Genomic DNA, 18883 nt, shown 5'->3' with positions numbered 1-18883 from the left:
CCTGTGGAATGCGGCAAACTTCCACAGGTTATTTTTACTAAGGTAAAGGAGGGGGAGAATGAAGTCTTCCTATGTCGTTATTGATGGTAATTCCATTATTTCCATACCAGAAAATATATCAACTCCGGTCAAGTATGCAGTGGATATGATTGCGAGAGATCATACCAAGGTATTCGGAAAACCGCCAGTACTTGTATCATCTTTTTCAGAAAAAGCTGATTTGGTTATTAGATATGCAGCATCGGACAAAGAATGTCCAGCAAGACCAGAAGCGTATAGCTATCGTTTTACAGAAAATAACGGAAAATGGTCTTTCCATATTATCGGTTTTGATGATTTAGGAATCATTTACGGATTGCTAGAATACAGCCGCCAATATTTAGAGGTAGACCCCTTTTGGTTTTGGGGTGACATACCTGTTAATCAAAAGACAAACATACATATACCAACAAATGATTTCGATTCACTAGAAAAGGCCGTAAAGTACCGTGGCTGGTTTGTTAATGATGAGGTTTGTCTGATTGGGTGGAAGGAAGAATACCCGCCAACGAAAGAAATATGGTTACCAGTATTCGAAGCGTTATTAAGATGCGGCGGAAACATGGTCATTCCTGGCACCGATCTTCCGAAGTACGGGGTCCATGCAGATTTAGCAGCTGAGATGGGATTATGGGTGACCCATCATCATGCTGAACCATTAGGTGCCGAAATGTTTTTAAGGGCTTTTCCTGGTAAAACACCAAGCTACAAGGAACATCCGGACTTATTTGAGTCCTTATGGGAAGAAGCGATAGAGAAACAAAAGAATCAGAAAATAGTGTGGGTCCTTTCGTTTCGCGGGCAGGGAGATGCGCCATTTTGGCATTATGATCCCCAATTTGATACACCGGAAAAAAGAGGTGCCATGATTTCCAAGGTTGTCCACAGACAATATGAAATGATTAGAAAATCAGTAGATAGTCCTGTCTGTTCCATGGCTTTATATGGAGAAATTTCCGAACTATATAAAGCAGGACATATTAAGGTACCTGACGATGTAATAAAGATATGGGCGGATAACGGATATGGCAAGATGGTGTCCAGAAGACAAGGAAATGAAAACTATCGGATTCCTTCTCTCCCAACTGCTGATGATAGAGGGGAACATGGAATTTATTATCATATTACCTTTCATGACCTCCAGGCTTCTAATCATTTAACAATGTTTCCATCCCAGCCGGAGTTGATAACAGAAGAACTGGAAAAAGCATTTGATGCAGGTGCATTATCATACTTGCTGCTAAATAGCGGAAATATCCGGATGCATATTTACCCGCTAGATATTGTCAGTCAATTATGGAATAACGGTTCAATCAATGTAGAAGAACACTTACTGGCATTTACTGGGCGTCTATATAAAACGAATACAAAAGAAATTGCCCAGCTCTATAGAAGCTATTTTGAAAAAACGATTTCCTATGGTCCAAATACAGATGACAAAGCTGGAGATGAATTTTATCACCACCCTGCAAGGAAGATTTTGGGCCATTGGCTGCAGGGGAAAACAGGTATTCCGCTGGAAAAATTATATTGGGCGACCGGTGATATTCCTTTCACAGATCAAGTGAAATGGTTTTTGGAAAAATGTCAGAATGGTTTAACTGGATGGGAACAATTACTACAGCAGTGCAGGGATCTTTCTTTACAGCTGCCAGAAGAAGACCGACAGCGTTTCGCTGATCAGCTTTTGCTGCAGGCGGAATTACATGCCTCTGGATGTAGAGGATTTATTTCCCTTTGTAATGCCTTTAATTCTTTTACCCAAAACGATTATCCACTTGCCTTTGTCCATGCATCGAGATCAATCGATTATTACAAGGAATCTAAACAAGCTTTAAAACATTCAGAACAAGGGAAGTGGGAACATTTTTATCGGGGAGATTGGTTAACAAATATAGACAGTACCATTTATTCGCTGGAAGCATTGCGTAAGTTTCTAAGGATGCAGGGAGACTGTCCTGATTTCTTCCTTTGGTACAAAGAATACCTCATGCCGGAAACAGAAAAATACATTTATTTGGAGAATACTCATCGAAATCCGTTGTCAGATGATGAATTAGCAAAAAGGCTTGCAGAAAAATTCTTCGAAAAGGAGGGAAAAAGGTGAAAAGTAATGAAAGTAAACCTATCCATATTTTTTTAGCAGGAGATTCAACGGTGGCGAGCTGTCCCCGGAATGAGGCACCGATGGCAGGCTGGGGACAATTGTTCCAATCTTTTTTCAAAGAGGAAGTGAAAGTTCTTAATTTTGCCAAGGGTGGAGCAAGTACCAATACCTTTATTGAAATCGGGTACTTAGATATCATTCTTGAGTTCATTCAGCCCAACGATTACCTATTTATTCAATTTGGACATAACGACCAAAAATCATTCGGTACGCAAGCCTTTACAACCTATCAGTCATATTTGACTAAATATGTTAATGGGGCACGGGAGAAAAGGGCTACCCCAATCTTAGTTACTTCTGTACATCGGAGAAATTTTAATGAACAGGGGAAATTAGTCAATACTCTTGGAGATTATCCAGTATCGATGATACAGCTGGCAGAAGAACTAGATGTCCAGCTTATCAATCTATGGGAAAAAACAGAAAAGCTTTATCAAACCTTGGGGGTCGAGGGATCAAGGCAATTGTTCACGCAATTCGCGGCAAATGAACATCCAAATTACCCTGACGGTATTGAGGATAATACTCACTTCTCAGAACACGGTGCAAATGAAGTTGGGAAGTTAGTAATTGAAGGCATTAAAGAACTTCAGCTCCCAATAGTATCTTATATAAAAAGATAGATTGATAGTCTAACGAACGAGGTGATAAATATGGGTAATAAATTATATCATGGAGCGGCCTATTATCCGGAGCTTTGGGATGAAAAGGTGATGGAAGAAGATATTCTTCTAATGAAGCAGGCTGGCATTAATGTGGTTAGAATGGGAGAATTTGCTTGGCACACGATGGAGCCAGAAGAAGGTAAGTTTGATCTTAGTTTTTTTGTTAACACCATCGAAAAGCTTTATGAAAATGGGATTGAAACTGTCATGTGTACACCAACGCCAACCCCTCCAATCTGGTTTACTGATGGACATCCAGAGCGTATGTATGTCGATCGTGATGGAAAGGTAATGGGACATGGTTCTAGGCAGCATGCTTGTACGAACAATAACTATTTTAGAGAAAGAGCCGCGCTAATTACTGAGCATCTAGCCAAAGCAGTTGGCAGTTTGCCAGGAGTAATCGGCTGGCAGATAGATAATGAGTTCAAGTGTCATGTAAGTGAATGTATGTGTAATACCTGTAAAGAACAATGGCACCAGTGGTTGAAGAATCGTTATGAAACGGTAGAAAACTTAAATGATGCTTGGGGGACGAAGATTTGGAGTGAATATTATCATCGCTTTGAACAGGTACCGCAGCGGGACCGGCACCGTTTTTACACAACTCATCGTTAAGTACGATGTACCAAATTTTTTCAATGGAGAAAATCGCTGATTTTTCCGATGAACAGGCAGAAATCATTAGAAAGTATTCGACAGCACCTATTACGCATAACAGTTCTGTTTTCTTTAGTGTAGACAATGAACGACTGTACAAAAACTTAGACTTTGCTTCATTTGACACCTATGCAACCATTGATTACATCGAAAATTATTTAATTAACAATGATTTATGGAGAAACTTCAAAAAAGGAAGAAATTACTGGGTAATGGAGACAAGTCCATCCTATGCAGCGTCATTAGAAAGCTATGCAAATCCACATCCAAATGGATATTTAAAAGTAGAAGCGGCAGCTGCATACGCATTAGGTGCAGAAGCATTTTGTTATTGGTTATGGAGACAGCAGCGTGCCGGCTGTGAACAGCCTCATGGCTCGGTGATAAGTTCATGGGGAAAACCTACAGTTGGTTATGCGAATGTGTTAGAAGTAGAAGAGACGAGAAAGGAAATCGAAGAAACGATCACATCTACTATACCATCTCAAGCTGAATTGGCGATTACCTATTCCGATCGTGGAAAGGCATTTTTAAAAACCGAACCTCATCGGGAGTTAAATCACCGAACATTAATTACTGATTTTTATAAGCGGATAGTAGAAATGGGAATTCACCGTGATGTTATACCAGAAGGAGCAAGCTTAGACGGGTATAAACTACTGTTTACACCGTTTATTCACTATTTATCTTCAGATTATATTGCGTCTGCGAAACAGTTTGTGGAAAATGGCGGAATTTGGATTGCCGGACCATTAACGGGCGGCAGGACTGAAAATCATACGATTCATACGGATAGAGCATTAGGGGAGCTAGAGAACCTTGCTGGTGTTGAGGTGTTATATACCTACCCGATGGATGGTACAGGAACGATTGGGCGTGCTTTTGATATTTCTGCGCCATTAGGATTATGGAGCTCCGTATTTGAAGCGGATTCCAGTAGTGAGGTTGGAATTATCGAAGAGGGTCTTTCTAAAGGAAAAGCCTTTATCACTGAGCATAGGCTCGGAGCAGGAAAAATCGTTATGCTGGGGTCGTTGCCAGTGGGAGACGCGGGAGACCTACTGCTGCAGAAACTAGTCGACCACTATTCACAAGAAGCAAGTTTGACAATGAGAACCGATGTATCTAAGGGTACCATTGTTGCTCCTAGACAAGGTGATGGCTACACCGTCTGGTTTATTATCAACATGGACGGGAATGGCGGCTCAGTCACCATCCCACTAACAGGTTTAGATATAAAGACCAATAAAGTAATAGAACCAGGTAAACTAGAACTAGGCAGATTTGAATTTAAAATGATTAAATTTAAGGAGTTGTAAAAAATGATTCGTAAAGCATCAATTATGAAATTGTTTCCCGGCTATCAGGAGGAATATAAAAAACGTCATGACGAGCTATGGCCGGAAATGGAAACAGAACTAAAGAACCATGGCGCACATCATTATTCTATTTTTTTAGACGAAAATACCAATAACCTTTTTGCGTATGTTGAGGTTGAGAGCGAAGAAAAGTGGAATAAAATGGCCGAAACAGAGATTTGTCAAAAATGGTGGGCTTATATGAAGGATATTATGGAAACAAACCCAGATAACAGCCCAGTTTCAACCGAATTAAAGCAAGTGTTTTATTTAGATTAATAGGTTACTTAAATAGATTTTAGACCACCAAATTCGTTGGTGGTCTTTTTGCAGTTAGATTAATCATAAACAAATAGCACTATGAAAAACATAAAGTAAATGTTAAAATCTAATTAATTTTACAAAAGTTTTAGTAAAAAAAACTTTTTTTACTACCCACGAATGACTGCGCTTACACCTAGGCGATCAGTATCTTACTATAAAAAATGGAGAAATAACCTAAATGAAAAAGATACTTGATAGATTAAAGATGAATTACAATAGTTTACAAATTAAATATAAACTTTTTCTACTAGTATCCTGGATAATGGTTATATCGTTTTCTTTTACTTTTTTTGGATTACAGTACGCTTTTCATATTTACGATGAGCAGATTTATAGTAAGTCTTCACAGGTTTTAAGTACATCCTCTAATAGTATCGAGAGTGAATTGAAAAACTTAGAGGAACTGTCCTATAATATTTTGACAGATTCCCAAATCCAGCAGTACTTATCATCAATCAGTGAAGACAGTACCGAGTATGACAAATTCCGTATGCGTACGAACATGTTGGACAGGCTTACAAGCTATGCAAACAAGGAAGAATATATCCAATCTATTAATTTAGTAGATGTAAATGGAGAAGAATATGTAGTCGGACCAAAGACAGTAAAACTTACTCCCTCGCAAAAAGCAGATATTACCAAAATGGCCATACAGGCTAATGGCAGTAATGTTTGGTTAAACCCGGAGAAGAATGATTTTTTATTTTCAACAGCACGAGAAATAAGACAGTTTCGCAACTTAAGCTTTGACAATCTTGGTACGATCGTTATCTATATCAATATGGATAAACTTGTTGCAAATATTTTAGAAGGCTCAAGAAAAATGGATGGTGAATTCTTAATTGTTAGAGATAGTAATATTATCTTTCCAAAAGAAACAAATTCATTATTTAAAGAAGCAGCAATATCTTTAGATACTGAAAAAGTAGATTCAGGTTATCAAATAAAAAAAATCGATAAAAAGAATTATTTCACTGTTCACATTAAATCCAACTACTTTAATTGGGGTTACTTAAACGTGATTCCTTTTAATCAAATATTTGAGAATATAAATAAGGTAAAAACATTTTTGGTTATTATATTTATACTTATGTTTGTTGTTGTAACGATATTTGGAATTCGATTTGCCAGGAACATTACGAGTCCCTTGGAGAATCTTGTAGCTGGCATGCAATATGTAAAAGTGGGAGATTTTAAGGAAGCAAGCAGGAATGCACTTAAAACGCCTATTATGCAGGATGATGAGGTTGGTAAACTTCAGCAAAATTTTCAGACAATGATCAAACAAATTGATGAACTCATTAATGAAAATTACTCTAAACAGCTGACAATTAAAGAGACAGAGTTTAAGGCGCTGCAGGCTCAAATTAATCCTCATTTTTTATACAATACATTAGAATCCATTAACTGGTTAGCAAAAGGCAATGGGCAGACACAAATATCTAGAATGGTAGAAGCACTTGGTTTTTTACTGCGTAATTCAATCAGCTTAAAACAACCACTGATCACGATTGAAGAAGAGCTTAATGTTGTGGGTAATTATGTGATAATTCAGAAATATAGATTTGAAGAAAGATTAGATTTTCGCATGGAGGTAGATTCAGATATAGGTGGGTTTTATATTCCGAAGCTCACGTTACAGCCTCTTGTAGAAAATGCCATTCACTATGCATTAGAGCCGAAGATTGATCCTTGTAAAATTAGTGTTTATTCAATAGTAGAAAAAGAAAGTATTAAACTGATTGTCGAAGATGATGGGCCTGGAATGGAGCCAGCCTTTATAGAAAAGTTAAAAAGAGGAGAAGTAAAAACCAGAGGACAAGGGGTAGGCTTGTCGAATATTAATGACAGAATTAAATTGGCCTACGGGGAGAAATATGGAGTAGAGATTGAAAGCGAGCCTAATAAAGGAACGAAAGTAATCATTGTTTTACCTTTCGATAAGGGGGAGTACCATGTATAAGGTATTGCTAGTTGATGATGAACGAATTATAACGGAGGGGATGTCAAAGGTAATCAATTGGGAGTCGATTGGGACAAATTTAATTGGGACCGCAAGAAATGGGATTGAGGCGTTTAGTATCATTGAACAGCAACAGCCTGACATCGTGATTAGTGATATCAAAATGCCTGGTATGAATGGTCTCGAGCTAGTTGCAAAGGTTAATAGTGTATTTCCTGAGATTCGATTTATTTTATTATCCGGCTTCAGTGAATTTGATTTCGCCAAACAGGCGATGCAATACGGGGTGAAGCATTATCTGTTAAAACCCTGTAATGAGAATTCAATTATGGATGCTATAACAGAGATTTGTGAGGATTTACACCAAAAGCAAATTCGTGAACAATTTATTCAAAATATGAAAGGAACACTAGACAGTGTTCTGCCCTATGCCAAAGAACAGCTGATGAAAGAATTTATAACCAATCATTATGAAAATAAAGATCTAGAGTACTATCAAAAACTGTTTAATATAGATTTACATACACCGAACGTTAGGCTGGTATTATTTCAACTAGAAGGGAATTTTGAATTTGAGCATATGTTCGCCATCAAAAATATAGCTGAACATATTTTTGATTCCTATATTCTTAGTTGTATGGTTGGGGAAACTATATTATTCCTAATGGAGGATTATTGCAGCTATTCTATACTACTCTCTCAAATCGAAAAAATTAAAAAAACATTCTTTCAATATTACCAAATAGATTCTACGGTTGCTATCAGTGATTCAGGGAAAATAAGTACAGCAAATAAACTATATAATGAAGCACTGGACTGTCTAGCTTATCGATTTTATTTAGGAGAAGGCGGTGTCATTACAAAAAAAGACATTGCCTATCAAAACCAAACAGAGGAATTAGAGTTCTATTATGATGACCAAACCTTCTGCCGATTGGTGAAATCCGGATCCTGGTGTGATGTTAATGCAGAAGTAGAGACATTTTTTAATCAGTTAATAGAGCTAAGACTTGATATAAATATCACCAAGTCCTATGTGATCCAATTATTTAATGCGATGATTCGTTTATGCGAACCTAAAGAGATGAATATGTATTTAACCAAATTAAATTTACTTTTAGAAATCGACACGATAAAAAATTTGAAAGCGTTTTTTGAAAACGTTGCCCAAGAAATTACCCTGACATTTTTTAATCAAAATAATAATAAACATTCAACGATTATTAAGAAGGTAATCGAGACGATTGACAAGTATATTGAAAATGAAAATTTATCCTTGCATTGGGTTGCAAACGAGATGTTATATATGAATGCCGATTATCTAGGGAAACTATTTAAAAAAGAAACAGGGGAAAAGTTTTCAAATTATATTACGAGATTAAGAATTGAATTAGCTATAGGAATGATTGAGAAGGAAAATGATGTAAAGGTATTCGAGATTGCCGAAAAAATTGGTTATGGTGAAAACCCTCAATATTTTAGTCAGGTATTCAAAAAACATACAGGTTTTACTCCATCAGAATACAAAAGAGAATCTTTACAAGGTCTGTAAAAAGAGTAAAAGGGGAAAAAAATATGAAAAAACTATTGTTTTCTACTTTATCCCTAGTAATGGTATTTTTTGCTGGTGGGTGTGGAGATTCCGACTTAGTAGATTCTGCAGGGAGTAAAGGTGCGGAGCAAATAACCATAAAAATAGCCTGGTGGGGAGAAAAACCTCGGCATGACTATACCTTGGAAGTAATAGAATTGTTTGAGGAGAAATATCCAACTATTAAAGTCGAGCCAATATATTCAAATTGGGATGATTATTGGAAACGATTAGCCCCAATGGCAGCGGGTAATCAACTTCCTGACATTATCCAAATGGATTTGCTTTATCTTAAAACATATACTAAAAATTCCTTGCTTGAAGATTTAACCCCCTATATTAATCAAGAGGTAATTCAGACAGAATCAATCAGTGAGGGAATTCTATCAGGTGGGAGAATTGATGAAAACTTGTATGGTTTTCCTTTAGGATTAAATGCTCCAGCCATCATCGTTGACCCCAATTTACTTTCTTCAGGTGGAGATAGTAAGCCAAATGCGAATTGGACATGGAACAATTTTGAGGAAATAGCCTTACAAGTCCAAAAAGACAAAGGTATTTATGGTACAAACGGGATGAAGTCACCGGATGTGTTCTTCTCGTATTACTTACGTACAAAAGGCATGAATTTATATAATAAAACAGGAACTGGATTAGGGTATGATGATGATCAATTGTTTATTGATTATTTCAACATGCAAATAAGACTTCTAGATGAAGGTGCTTTCCCAAGAGCGGATGTTACTGAACAGATAAAAGGAATCGAAGATGAGTTGTTAGTAAAGCAACAGTCTGCGATGCAATGGGTATATTCAAACCAATATATCGGCTTTTTGCAAGCATCAAACCGGCAGCTTGAGCTTCTTCCTCCTCCAGGGCCAGGACAAGAAGTGGGGCTTTCTGTAAAACCTAGTATGCTTTTTTCAATGTCAAAAAGTTCAAAGCATAAAGAGGCGGCTGCTCAATTTATAAATTTCTTTATAAATGATATTGAAGCGAATAAAGTCATTAAAGGTGAAAGAGGAGTTCCCATTTCCACGAAAGTTGTGGAGAAATTAGAAATAGATTTATCTCCTACTCAGAAAAAGGTATTCGATTACGTAAATGAAGTAAAAAATACAAACAAAAAAGTTGATAAAGCAGACCCTCTTGGCAGTAATGAGGTTGTGAAACTATTACAAGATGTTTCTGAACAAATATTGTTTAAAAAAATTACACCAACTGAGGGAGCACAACGATTTAGAACGGAAGCAAATAAAATTCTCTTAAACAATAACTAACCTAAATACTAAAAGAAAGCTCTCTTGGAACAAGTACGCAGCTGCTTGTTTCAAGGGAGCTTTTTTAAATGTCTGATTTTTAAACAAACAAAGCGGAAATTTAGATTCAGACAATTTTGATTTCATTGCATAATTAAGAATGTAAACACTTACATGAAAGTGTGAAAAATAGAAGGGGGAAATAAAGAATGAAGAAACTTTTAGTGCTATTGTTTTCATTTGTTTTAGTTTTTACATTAGCAGCATGTAACAGCAGCAGTTCAACGAGCAGTGAAGAAACAAAACCTAAAGAAGACAAAAAAGATGAACCAGTAACTCTTCGTATCGCTTGGTGGGGATCTCAGCCACGACATGATTACACACTTAAAATTATCGAAATGTATCAAGAAAAATATCCAAATGTAAAAATAGAAGCAGAATATGCAGCTTGGGATGACTATTGGAAAAAGCTAGCTCCACAAGCAGCGGCAAATGAGCTTCCTGATATTATCCAAATGGATTTATCTTACTTCTCTCAATATGCTCAAAATGATCAAATTGCCGACTTATCTAAATATGTTGGTAAAGAAATCAACACCAAAGATATTTCTGACAATGTCATGGATGGCGGAAAAGTTGGCGATAAGCTTTACGGAATTAACACAGGTGTAAACGTTGTTGGTTTCCATTATGATCCAGCGTTGCTTAAAAAGGCTGGTGTAGATTCTATTGATGAAAATTGGACTTGGGATGACTATAAAGAAATTGCAACGAAAGCAAAAGATGCCGGCCTATTTATCGATACAGGTATGAAAGCAGATGTATTCTTTAACTACTACTTAAGAACACAAGGCAAGTCACTTTATAGCAAAGATGGTACAACTCTTGGATATAAAGATGACAAGATGTTCGAAGAATTCTTTAACATGACTGCAGGTTTAGTAAAAGACAAAGCAGTTCCAACTCCTGATTATTTAGCACAACTTAAAGGTCTAGAAGATAGCCCACTAGTTACAAATAGCGGAATTGGTGTATACCAATGGTCTAACCAGTTCGTAGGACTACAGCAAGTTGCAAATCGTGAACTAGCGATTGCACCAATGCCAGGTCCTGACAGCGACAAAGGTTTATATTTAAAACCGGCTATGTTCTGGTCTGTAGGAAATAACTCAGAAAATAAAGAAGAAGCAGCAAAGTTTATTGATTTCATGATCAATGATATTGAAGCAAACAAATTAAACCTTGGTGATCGTGGTGTTCCAGGCTCTTCAGTAGTAAAAGATGCATTAAAGCCGTTGCTTTCACCAGCACAAGTTCAAGTATTCGACTATGTTGATTGGGCAGAAGGAAATAGCTCAGCATTTGATGGTCCAGACCCAGTTGGTGCCGGACAAGTAATTGAAACTCTTGACAGTTTATCTGAACAAATGGCTTATGGAAATTTAAGTGTGAAAGATGCTGCAAAACAATTTAGACAGCAAGCCGAAAGTGTTTTATCACAAAACAAAAAATAATTTCCACTTCGATAGCTGATCACCTGTATCGATCAGCTATCGTCCTTTCATCTTAGGTGAAGAGTCCAGAGCATAAGGAGTTGAAAAAATGAGTACTCGTGTAATAAAGGAAAATGTAAATGCAGATATAACGATACGCCCTATTAGCAAGAAATCACGTATTTTGAAGGAAAACCTGACAGGGTATGCGTTTATCAGTCCGTTTATAATTGGATTCCTTGCTTTTACATTAATTCCTATAATAGCCTCTCTGTATTTATCATTTACAAACTATAATCTATTTGCAGCACCAAAATGGGTGGGCTTTGATAACTACGTGAAAATGTTCACAGCCGATCCCCGGTACTGGCAATCACTAAAAGTTACACTCATTTATGTGTTAGGTGGAGTTCCTTTAAGACTTACGTTCGCATTATTAATTGCCTTGATGTTAAATACCGCTTCAAGAGCAGTTGGCGTATACCGGACATTGTTTTACTTACCTTCTCTAATCGGGGGCAGTGTTGCCGTAGCGATTATGTGGCGTAATGTTTTTGGCGATGTAGGGATTGTTAATATCCTTCTTGATTTCTTTGGACTAACAGCAGTCAGATGGTTTGGTAACCCTACTGCAGCATTATGGATGCTCATCTTCTTGTCAGTATGGCAATTTGGATCTTCGATGCTGATCTTCTTGGCGGGATTAAAAGGTATTCCAAAAAGTTACTATGAAGCAGCGAGTGTTGACGGAGCAAATGGAATACAGCAATTCTTCAAAATCACTCTTCCAATGCTAAGCCCTGTTATTTTATTCAATACTGTAATGCAAACGATTGCTGCATTTATGACATTCGTACCAGCATTTATTATCTCAAAAGGTACTGGCGGTCCATTAGACGGAACCCTATTATATTCACTATACCTATTCTTACAAGGTTTTGAGTTCTTTAATATGGGATATGCTTCCGCAATGGCATGGATCATGCTTATTATCGTCGGATTCTTAACAGTGATTATCTTTACTACATCCAAATACTGGGTTCATTATGAATCGGAAGGAGGCAAATAACAATGGCATTGAAGTTAAAAACACCAAGATGGTGGATCTATCACATACTAGTGGGCGGCTTTGCGCTTATAATGCTTTATCCTGTTATTTGGCTCGTGATGAGTTCTTTTAAACCTAGTGATACTATTTTTATTACGGCTAAATCTCTTATTCCAGACACCTTTATATGGACTAACTTTATTGAAGGTTGGAAAGGTATTGGCGGAAATACATTTGGACATTTCATTAAAAATACAGCAATCCTGGTAGTGATCACCTTGATTGGACAGGTAATCTCCTCTGCAGTAATTGCTTTCGGTTTTGCACGGTTAGAGTTTAAAGGAAAAGCATTTTGGTTTGGAATCATGATGGTTACATTAATGCTTCCACATGATGTGGTAATGGTACCGCAATATATTATTTTCTCAAAACTTGGATGGCTTAACTCCATCAAGCCCCTTGCGATACCAGCTTATTTCGGACATCCGTTCTTTATCTTCATGTTAGTGCAATTTATTCGGACGATTCCAAGAGAATTGGATGAAGCGGCAATAATCGATGGATGTGGCACTTTCAAGATTTTCTCGAAGATTATTATGCCATTAATTAAACCATCTTTAGCTACTGTTGCGATTTTCTCATTCTATTGGACTTGGGAATCCTTATTAGGACCAGTTTTATACTTAAATAGCCCAACTAAGTATACAGTTTCAATGGCTTTAAATATGTTCCTAAGTAATGAAACAGTATCTAACTGGGGTGCCATGTTTGCAATGTCGGTTGTTAGTTTAATTCCTGTATTCATTATCTTCTTCCTTTTCCAACGTCATGTTGTAGAAGGTATCAGTACGAGCGGTTTAAAGGGTTAACATGGTAACGAAAAGAACAAAATTTAAACTTTGCCACTTCTCACCTTAAATAGAAGTGGCAAAGAAACATAATCTTAAAATTTAGTGGACAAAGGTGTAAGGAGGATTAAAAATGGACACTTCTGGTTTCTTAGGCAGTTTTAATAAATTGTTTGAATGGATTTCAAGACTAGCATTCTTAAATTTACTATGGATTTCTTTTTCGCTTCTGGGTTTAATCATCTTTGGATTTTTTCCTGCAACGGTAGCCATGTTTGCTGTCGTTCGGAAATGGATGCTAGGAAATGATGAAATGTCTATTTTTAAGACTTTTTGGACTTCGTATAAGCGAGAATTTATAAAGAGTAATATTCTTGGAGTGATTATCACAGCACTTGGATTGATTTTATACATTGACTATCACTTCATCATAAATTCACCAAGTGGTTTTGTTTCGAACCTATATGTTCCATTTTTTATCATTACGTTCATCTTTATTTCGATGTTATTTTATATCATTCCCATTTTTGTCCATTATGATATGAAGATAAGTCAGGTGATTAAAAGCTCTTTTTTTGTGATGATTATGAATCCACTTTCAACCTTTTATATGTTGATTGGCAGCTTTGGTATACTTTTTGTACTATCCTATGTGCCGCCGATTTGTTTATTGTATAGCGGAAACTTATTAGCACTATTTATTATGAAACCTGCGACTAATGCCTTTGAAAAAATTAACCAAAAATCACAGCTTTTAATTCAAGGACAGTAAATAATCATCAGGTTCTCATCATTTGGGACCCGATTTTTATAATTTGCCCTCAAAAACACAAAAAAAACCGTTTGGTTTAATTACCAATCGGTTTTTTTTATGTAAAAATACACGATTATTTCCATCAATATTTTTTGAAAAATAATCAAAAATAAGAAGGCAAAAAAAATAATTTTGCAAGGGGGTAATCAGTTTGATAAAAAAGCCTTTAGGCTTATTACTTACAGGGGTGTTAACATTCGGTTTAGCTGCATGTAATAACAATAATAATGACGCAGCAGACGAAGTGCGTACAAGCAGGGCTAATCGAGACAATACGTATTTAAATGTTGGGAATAACAGAGATGACGGTATTGACCATAATGGTCCTCTTACCGAGGATTACACCAATAACGATAATAATGATCCAGATTGGGATCGGAATACGAATAATCGAAACAATAACGACGATTATATAACCAATGTAAATAATGATCGTAATCGTACGAACAATCGTTACAACCGTACGACTGATCGAGGCATCAACACCAATAATGTACATTACAATCCTTTAAGTCGTAATAATGACCGGGATTTCATCAATGTAAGGAACAATAATAACACCAACAAAAATAACAATAATATGAACGACGCATTGAATATCTCTGCTGATCGAACAACTTTGGATAGTAAAAATTACCCTCATACAAAAGCGATATTAATTCAACACGCTCAGTATAGGTATATTCCGTTCGGATCAGTCCAATGGTTCCAATTTGGAGGCCAACAAGGTAGGACTCCAACTCAACAACAGGGACCAACAACAGAAGTACCAAACCAACAACAAGGTCCTGCAGTACCAGCGCCAGTAGCGCCTACAGCACCAGCACCAGCACCAGCTGCGCCAGCGCCTGCAGCACCGACACCAGCACCAGCTGCTCCGGCACCGAAACCTGCAGCACCGGCACCAGCAACTGGTGACGTCAGTGCCTATGTTAAACAAGTTATTGATTTAACCAATGCACAACGCAGTAAAAACGGTCTGCCGGCTTTAAAACACGATACTCAACTAAGTGGAGTGGCACAGAAGAAATCAGTAGACATGGCTCAAAACAATTATTTTTCACATACAAGTCCGACATATGGTTCACCATTTGACATGATGAGGGACTTCGGCGTGACGTATAAATCTGCTGGAGAAAATATCGCCCAAGGACAACGTACACCTCAGGAAGTCGTAAATGCATGGATGAACAGCGAAGGGCATAGAAAGAACATTTTAAGCGCTAACTTTACTCATATTGGAGTAGGTTACGAAAAGTCTGGTAACCACTGGACACAAATGTTTATTGGCAAATAATCTAGACATAAGAAAGGAATCCGCTGTGGATTCCTTTCTTATCTGTCATGAGTCAATTTAGGGTTTACACTTATCATTATTTGGAATTTAGCTAGGAGAATGAGATGGGTGCAAAACGCGGATTATAATAGAGGGTTGATTTCAAGCCCACTTGTCTCAAAAAAAGTCCTAACAATGGGGGGATTTACGAATGCAAACAAGCCAACATTCAATCACTCATATCCAACAATGCCGTCAGCTAGCACAACAGTTAATTCAACAAACACAAATGGCAAACCAGCAATACCAACAGATGCTTCAAAATGAGCAGCATAATGCACAAGTGCTTGAGCAGATGGTACAAAAAGAACGTTTGGCTGTTCAAACAATTCAACAAAGCCTCCAGGGACATGAATTAGCAATTCAGAGATGTCAGGAAGTTATTGCTCAATGTAATCAGCTGGAAAGGGAACTGTCAGGACAGACAGCTTCAGTTGGGTTTCAACATCAAACGTTTGTAAATCCAGCCTTCCAAACACAGCCAATGCAGAGCTTTCAAAATCAGACATTTCGTCAATAGTTAAACAGAAAAAGCACGCTCATTGGGCGTGCTTTTTCAAATATATGTCCTTACTTATTTTTTCCCTTGCTCTCGCCCTTGTTCTCTTGCCCATAACGCATATGGCCAGAATCACCTTCACCTTTTTCATTAGACTTTTTCCCGCCTAAACTTGCATTCGGATAGCTCTTTGTATTCTCATCCATCATTATCACCTCCAATATATTATTTTGTTCCATTTATAAAAAATTATGTTTTCAGGTGAATTGGGATGTAACTGTTCCCTGAGCAGTTTTATTGGGATTCAATCCAAGTTTCTAACTTGTACGTATGACAATATTAATATCCATCCTACCAAATAAATCTCAGGTTGACTATGAGATTAAAATTGTTCAAAAGTATAATATCATAAATCTTATTTTGGCTTCTGCTATTATGCAGAGACTTTATATTTTTAATAATCTACCAATGTAAGGGGTTCTAATTTTTGAATTTTACAAAAAGTAGTTGACTGTATAAATATAAAGCGCTATCATTAAAATAACTTCTAGAGAACTACTGAAAGATTACATTATAATTTTCCCCTTTTTTACATAACACACCTAAGAAAATCATCAAGAACCTATTTTTGTAGAAACCTAGCTTCACAAGAAATTCTTTAATTCCCATTATATTAAAACGTATTTTTTTGTCACAACTTGTACGTACCATAATTCCGTACTTTTCTATGTACTACAGAAAATTCTAGCTTTTTTTGTATTTCGTGTACGCACACAAAATATATAAAAAAATGTGTGCGTACACGATTATAGTAGATGAGCTTAATAGTGTACGTACAAATAAAATTGGAGTTTTAGTAAGCATTTCGTGTGCGTACACAAAGTGTATTCATGTATTTTGGTATTTTCGTGTGCGTACACAATTCAATAACCTTACTTTATATTTTTTCGTGTACGTACAAATGCTTTAAATGTAGGAATAAAATGTATGCTGTTATACCCAGATTAAACCTCTGCACATGATTCCTCCGGGTTTTGGAAAAGAGGGTCTTACAATGAAGTCGATACAATGGAAGTAGTAGTTTTATGCAAAGCCATAGGTATTGCATATGAACTATTTCAATAAAAATCAATTCATAATGGGGGAAATCAGATGAAAAAGGTTTTAAATGGATTTCTTGCACTTTCTTTATCTGCTACAGTTCTGGCAGCGTGTTCAAATGAAAAAGTAGACAAAGAAGAAGCTGCTACTACAAAAGATGGGAAGGGGCAAATAACAGCCCTAATTACAAAACATCCATTAACACAAGATCTTAAGAAAATGGAATGGCTGAAAAAGGTAGAAGAAGAAGCAGGGGTTAAAATCAAGTGGGAAGAGGTATCAGCAGACTGGGATCAAAAAAAGGGTGCTATGCTTGCCAGCGGCGATGTTCCTGACTTAATTATTGGGCCTAATGCTATTACAGACGCTGATTTTGTACAGTACCAAGGGTTATTTGAAGATTTATCCGATGACATGGATAAACTTCCAAATGTACAAGCGATGTTTGATGCAAAACCTGAAACTGAAGGTATTGCGACACAATTAGATGGAAACATTTATGGGCTGCCTAAATACCAAAGATTTTGGCCAGGAACTGCAACCAGACAATTCATCAATCATCAATGGTTAGAAAATCTTGGGTTAGAAGTTCCGACAAACTGGGACGAATTATATGTAGTTTTGAAGGCGTTTAAAGATGAAGACGCTAATGGTAACGGCGACAAAAATGATGAAATTCCAATGGACTTTTCTCCAGTTGGAACAGGAGGATTTGGTTTCTTCCAACCGACTGTTCTTTTAGGAAGCATGGGTATTACTTTAGCAGAAGGCAGCGGCCAGGGCTATTTTGTTGAAGATGGAAAAGTAAAAAACTTCTTTACGGATGACCGTTACAAAGAATTCATTGAATTCTTGTCTAAGGCATATAAAGAAGGATTAATTAGCAAAGAAGTTTTTACTCAAGATTACACCAAATTCCAATCCGTAGCACGTGGTACTGGAGATGTGGCAAAAGTTGGTTATACCTACGGCTGGGAATTAACAGACAGATTTGGAATCACGTTAGCTCCACAGTATTCACCAATGGCTCCGTTAAAGAAATCAGCTGACTCAACTGAAAAATTATCTTGGGCATATGATTATAACTCCTTAAACTATGGTGCTAACATGATTACACTGTCCTCCCAATCAAAAAATAAAGAGGCAGCCTTAAAATTCATCAATGAATTATATGATCCAGAAGTGAGTATGCAAGTGTTATTTGGTTCATTAGGAACCAATATAGCTGAAAATGGCGACGGTAGCTACAAAATATTACCACCAACAGATCAGAAAATGGATCCAGGTACATGGAAATGGACTTCTACTTGGGCTGATAACGGTCCAATGTATATTGCTGATGACTTAAAGCTTGAGCTTGGTTCAGATATGCAATCAGTTGGGCAGCAAACTGAACCGCTAAATGCTGTTTTAGATGCTGTGGATGAGAAAAAAGATCTTTACCCTGGTATGTTTATTAAATACAGCAAAGAGGACAATTCAAAATTATCCTTAAATAATACAAACCTAATGAGTTTGGCAATGCCGAAATTTTCGCAGTGGATAACAAAAGGCGGAATTGAGAAAGATTGGGATGCCTATGTGAAAAATGCAGAGAAAACCGGCTTACCTGAAAACATTAAGATTATGCAAAAGTATTATGATGAATACATGAGCAAAAATTAATAGAATACTAATTTGGAAGATGCTATACCGTCCTTAGCGGTATAGCATCTTCG

14 protein-coding genes and 1 pseudogene are annotated in these 18883 nt (G+C 36.8%); 14 read left to right on the top strand and 1 reads right to left on the bottom strand.

All coding sequences use genetic code 11. The features are described 5' to 3' along the window. Positions 1–58 precede the first annotated feature (58 nt). The 13 genes and pseudogenes from ABC255_RS21510 (at position 59) to ABC255_RS21450 (ending at position 16085) form a co-directional block, all read left to right on the top strand. The gene (locus ABC255_RS21510) at positions 59–2146 is read left to right on the top strand and encodes a glycosyl hydrolase 115 family protein (RefSeq protein WP_412996753.1); all 2088 of its coding nucleotides are present in this window, start codon (positions 59–61) and stop codon (positions 2144–2146) included. Further along, positions 2143–2829 (top strand): rhamnogalacturonan acetylesterase, encoded by a 687-nt coding sequence (locus ABC255_RS21505; RefSeq protein WP_412996751.1) that lies wholly within the window; start codon positions 2143–2145, stop codon positions 2827–2829. The genes ABC255_RS21510 and ABC255_RS21505 overlap by 4 nt, the downstream gene beginning before the upstream one ends. A gap of 30 nt (positions 2830–2859) precedes the next feature. Beyond that, positions 2860–4850 (top strand): annotated as a pseudogene (locus tag ABC255_RS21500) (beta-galactosidase). A 3-nt stretch (positions 4851–4853) separates the two neighbouring features. Then, positions 4854–5168: an L-rhamnose mutarotase gene (rhaM, locus tag ABC255_RS21495; RefSeq protein WP_412996749.1), complete on the top strand. Its 315-nt coding sequence runs from the start codon at positions 4854–4856 to the stop codon at positions 5166–5168. Positions 5169–5391: 223 nt separating this feature from the next. Further along, the gene (locus ABC255_RS21490; RefSeq protein WP_412996747.1) at positions 5392–7176 is read left to right on the top strand and encodes a sensor histidine kinase; all 1785 of its coding nucleotides are present in this window, start codon (positions 5392–5394) and stop codon (positions 7174–7176) included. Further along, positions 7169–8728 carry a response regulator gene (locus tag ABC255_RS21485; RefSeq protein WP_412996745.1) on the top strand — a complete coding sequence of 520 codons (1560 nt, stop codon included), beginning with the start codon at positions 7169–7171 and terminating at the stop codon, positions 8726–8728. The genes ABC255_RS21490 and ABC255_RS21485 overlap by 8 nt, the downstream gene beginning before the upstream one ends. Before the next feature lie 23 nt (positions 8729–8751). Next, positions 8752–10047 carry an ABC transporter substrate-binding protein gene (locus ABC255_RS21480; protein ID WP_412996743.1) on the top strand — a complete coding sequence of 432 codons (1296 nt, stop codon included), beginning with the start codon at positions 8752–8754 and terminating at the stop codon, positions 10045–10047. Positions 10048–10235: 188 nt separating this feature from the next. Next, complete coding sequence (locus ABC255_RS21475; protein ID WP_412996742.1) at positions 10236–11540, top strand: ABC transporter substrate-binding protein; 1305 nt, start codon at positions 10236–10238, stop codon at positions 11538–11540. Between the two features lie 88 nt (positions 11541–11628). Beyond that, positions 11629–12588 (top strand): carbohydrate ABC transporter permease, encoded by a 960-nt coding sequence (locus tag ABC255_RS21470; RefSeq protein WP_412996740.1) that lies wholly within the window; start codon positions 11629–11631, stop codon positions 12586–12588. Between the two features lie 2 nt (positions 12589–12590). Further along, positions 12591–13436: a carbohydrate ABC transporter permease gene (locus ABC255_RS21465; RefSeq protein WP_412996739.1), complete on the top strand. Its 846-nt coding sequence runs from the start codon at positions 12591–12593 to the stop codon at positions 13434–13436. 112 nt (positions 13437–13548) lie between these two features. After that, the gene (locus tag ABC255_RS21460; protein WP_412996738.1) at positions 13549–14187 is read left to right on the top strand and encodes a YesL family protein; all 639 of its coding nucleotides are present in this window, start codon (positions 13549–13551) and stop codon (positions 14185–14187) included. Positions 14188–14809: 622 nt separating this feature from the next. After that, positions 14810–15526, top strand: coding sequence for a CAP domain-containing protein (locus tag ABC255_RS21455; RefSeq protein ID WP_412998613.1), 717 nt, complete (start codon positions 14810–14812; stop codon positions 15524–15526). A 190-nt stretch (positions 15527–15716) separates the two neighbouring features. Beyond that, positions 15717–16085 carry a hypothetical protein gene (locus tag ABC255_RS21450; RefSeq protein ID WP_412996736.1) on the top strand — a complete coding sequence of 123 codons (369 nt, stop codon included), beginning with the start codon at positions 15717–15719 and terminating at the stop codon, positions 16083–16085. A gap of 50 nt (positions 16086–16135) precedes the next feature. On the opposite strand, the gene ABC255_RS21445 is transcribed toward ABC255_RS21450, so the two are convergent. Continuing rightward, positions 16136–16270 carry a hypothetical protein gene (locus tag ABC255_RS21445; protein WP_412996735.1) on the bottom strand — a complete coding sequence of 45 codons (135 nt, stop codon included), beginning with the start codon at positions 16268–16270 and terminating at the stop codon, positions 16136–16138. A 946-nt stretch (positions 16271–17216) separates the two neighbouring features. Here ABC255_RS21445 and ABC255_RS21440 point away from each other — a divergent pair. Next, entirely contained in the window at positions 17217–18830 is a 1614-nt protein-coding gene (locus tag ABC255_RS21440) for an extracellular solute-binding protein (RefSeq protein ID WP_412996733.1), read from the top strand. Positions 18831–18883 lie beyond the last annotated feature (53 nt).

The organism is Neobacillus canaveralius (genome assembly GCF_047237705.1).
Classification (GTDB): Bacteria; Bacillota; Bacilli; order Bacillales; family Cytobacillaceae; genus Neobacillus; species Neobacillus niacini_K.
This window is presented reverse-complemented; position numbering and strand designations above follow the sequence as displayed.

Excerpts from the sequence above, each read along its gene's own strand:
- rhaM (WP_412996749.1), top strand. The coding sequence starts at position 4,854 with ATGATTCGTAAAGCATCAATTATGAAATTGTTTCCCGGCTATCAGGAG.
- ABC255_RS21480 (WP_412996743.1), top strand. The coding sequence starts at position 8,752 with ATGAAAAAACTATTGTTTTCTACTTTATCCCTAGTAATGGTATTTTTT.
- ABC255_RS21490 (WP_412996747.1), top strand. The coding sequence starts at position 5,392 with ATGAAAAAGATACTTGATAGATTAAAGATGAATTACAATAGTTTACAA.
- ABC255_RS21455 (WP_412998613.1), top strand. The coding sequence starts at position 14,810 with ATGAACGACGCATTGAATATCTCTGCTGATCGAACAACTTTGGATAGT.
- ABC255_RS21445 (WP_412996735.1), bottom strand. The coding sequence starts at position 16,270 with ATGGATGAGAATACAAAGAGCTATCCGAATGCAAGTTTAGGCGGGAAA.
- ABC255_RS21485 (WP_412996745.1), top strand. The coding sequence starts at position 7,169 with ATGTATAAGGTATTGCTAGTTGATGATGAACGAATTATAACGGAGGGG.
- ABC255_RS21475 (WP_412996742.1), top strand. The coding sequence starts at position 10,236 with ATGAAGAAACTTTTAGTGCTATTGTTTTCATTTGTTTTAGTTTTTACA.
- ABC255_RS21440 (WP_412996733.1), top strand. The coding sequence starts at position 17,217 with ATGAAAAAGGTTTTAAATGGATTTCTTGCACTTTCTTTATCTGCTACA.
- ABC255_RS21465 (WP_412996739.1), top strand. The coding sequence starts at position 12,591 with ATGGCATTGAAGTTAAAAACACCAAGATGGTGGATCTATCACATACTA.
- ABC255_RS21460 (WP_412996738.1), top strand. The coding sequence starts at position 13,549 with ATGGACACTTCTGGTTTCTTAGGCAGTTTTAATAAATTGTTTGAATGG.
- ABC255_RS21450 (WP_412996736.1), top strand. The coding sequence starts at position 15,717 with ATGCAAACAAGCCAACATTCAATCACTCATATCCAACAATGCCGTCAG.
- ABC255_RS21470 (WP_412996740.1), top strand. The coding sequence starts at position 11,629 with ATGAGTACTCGTGTAATAAAGGAAAATGTAAATGCAGATATAACGATA.
- ABC255_RS21510 (WP_412996753.1), top strand. The coding sequence starts at position 59 with ATGAAGTCTTCCTATGTCGTTATTGATGGTAATTCCATTATTTCCATA.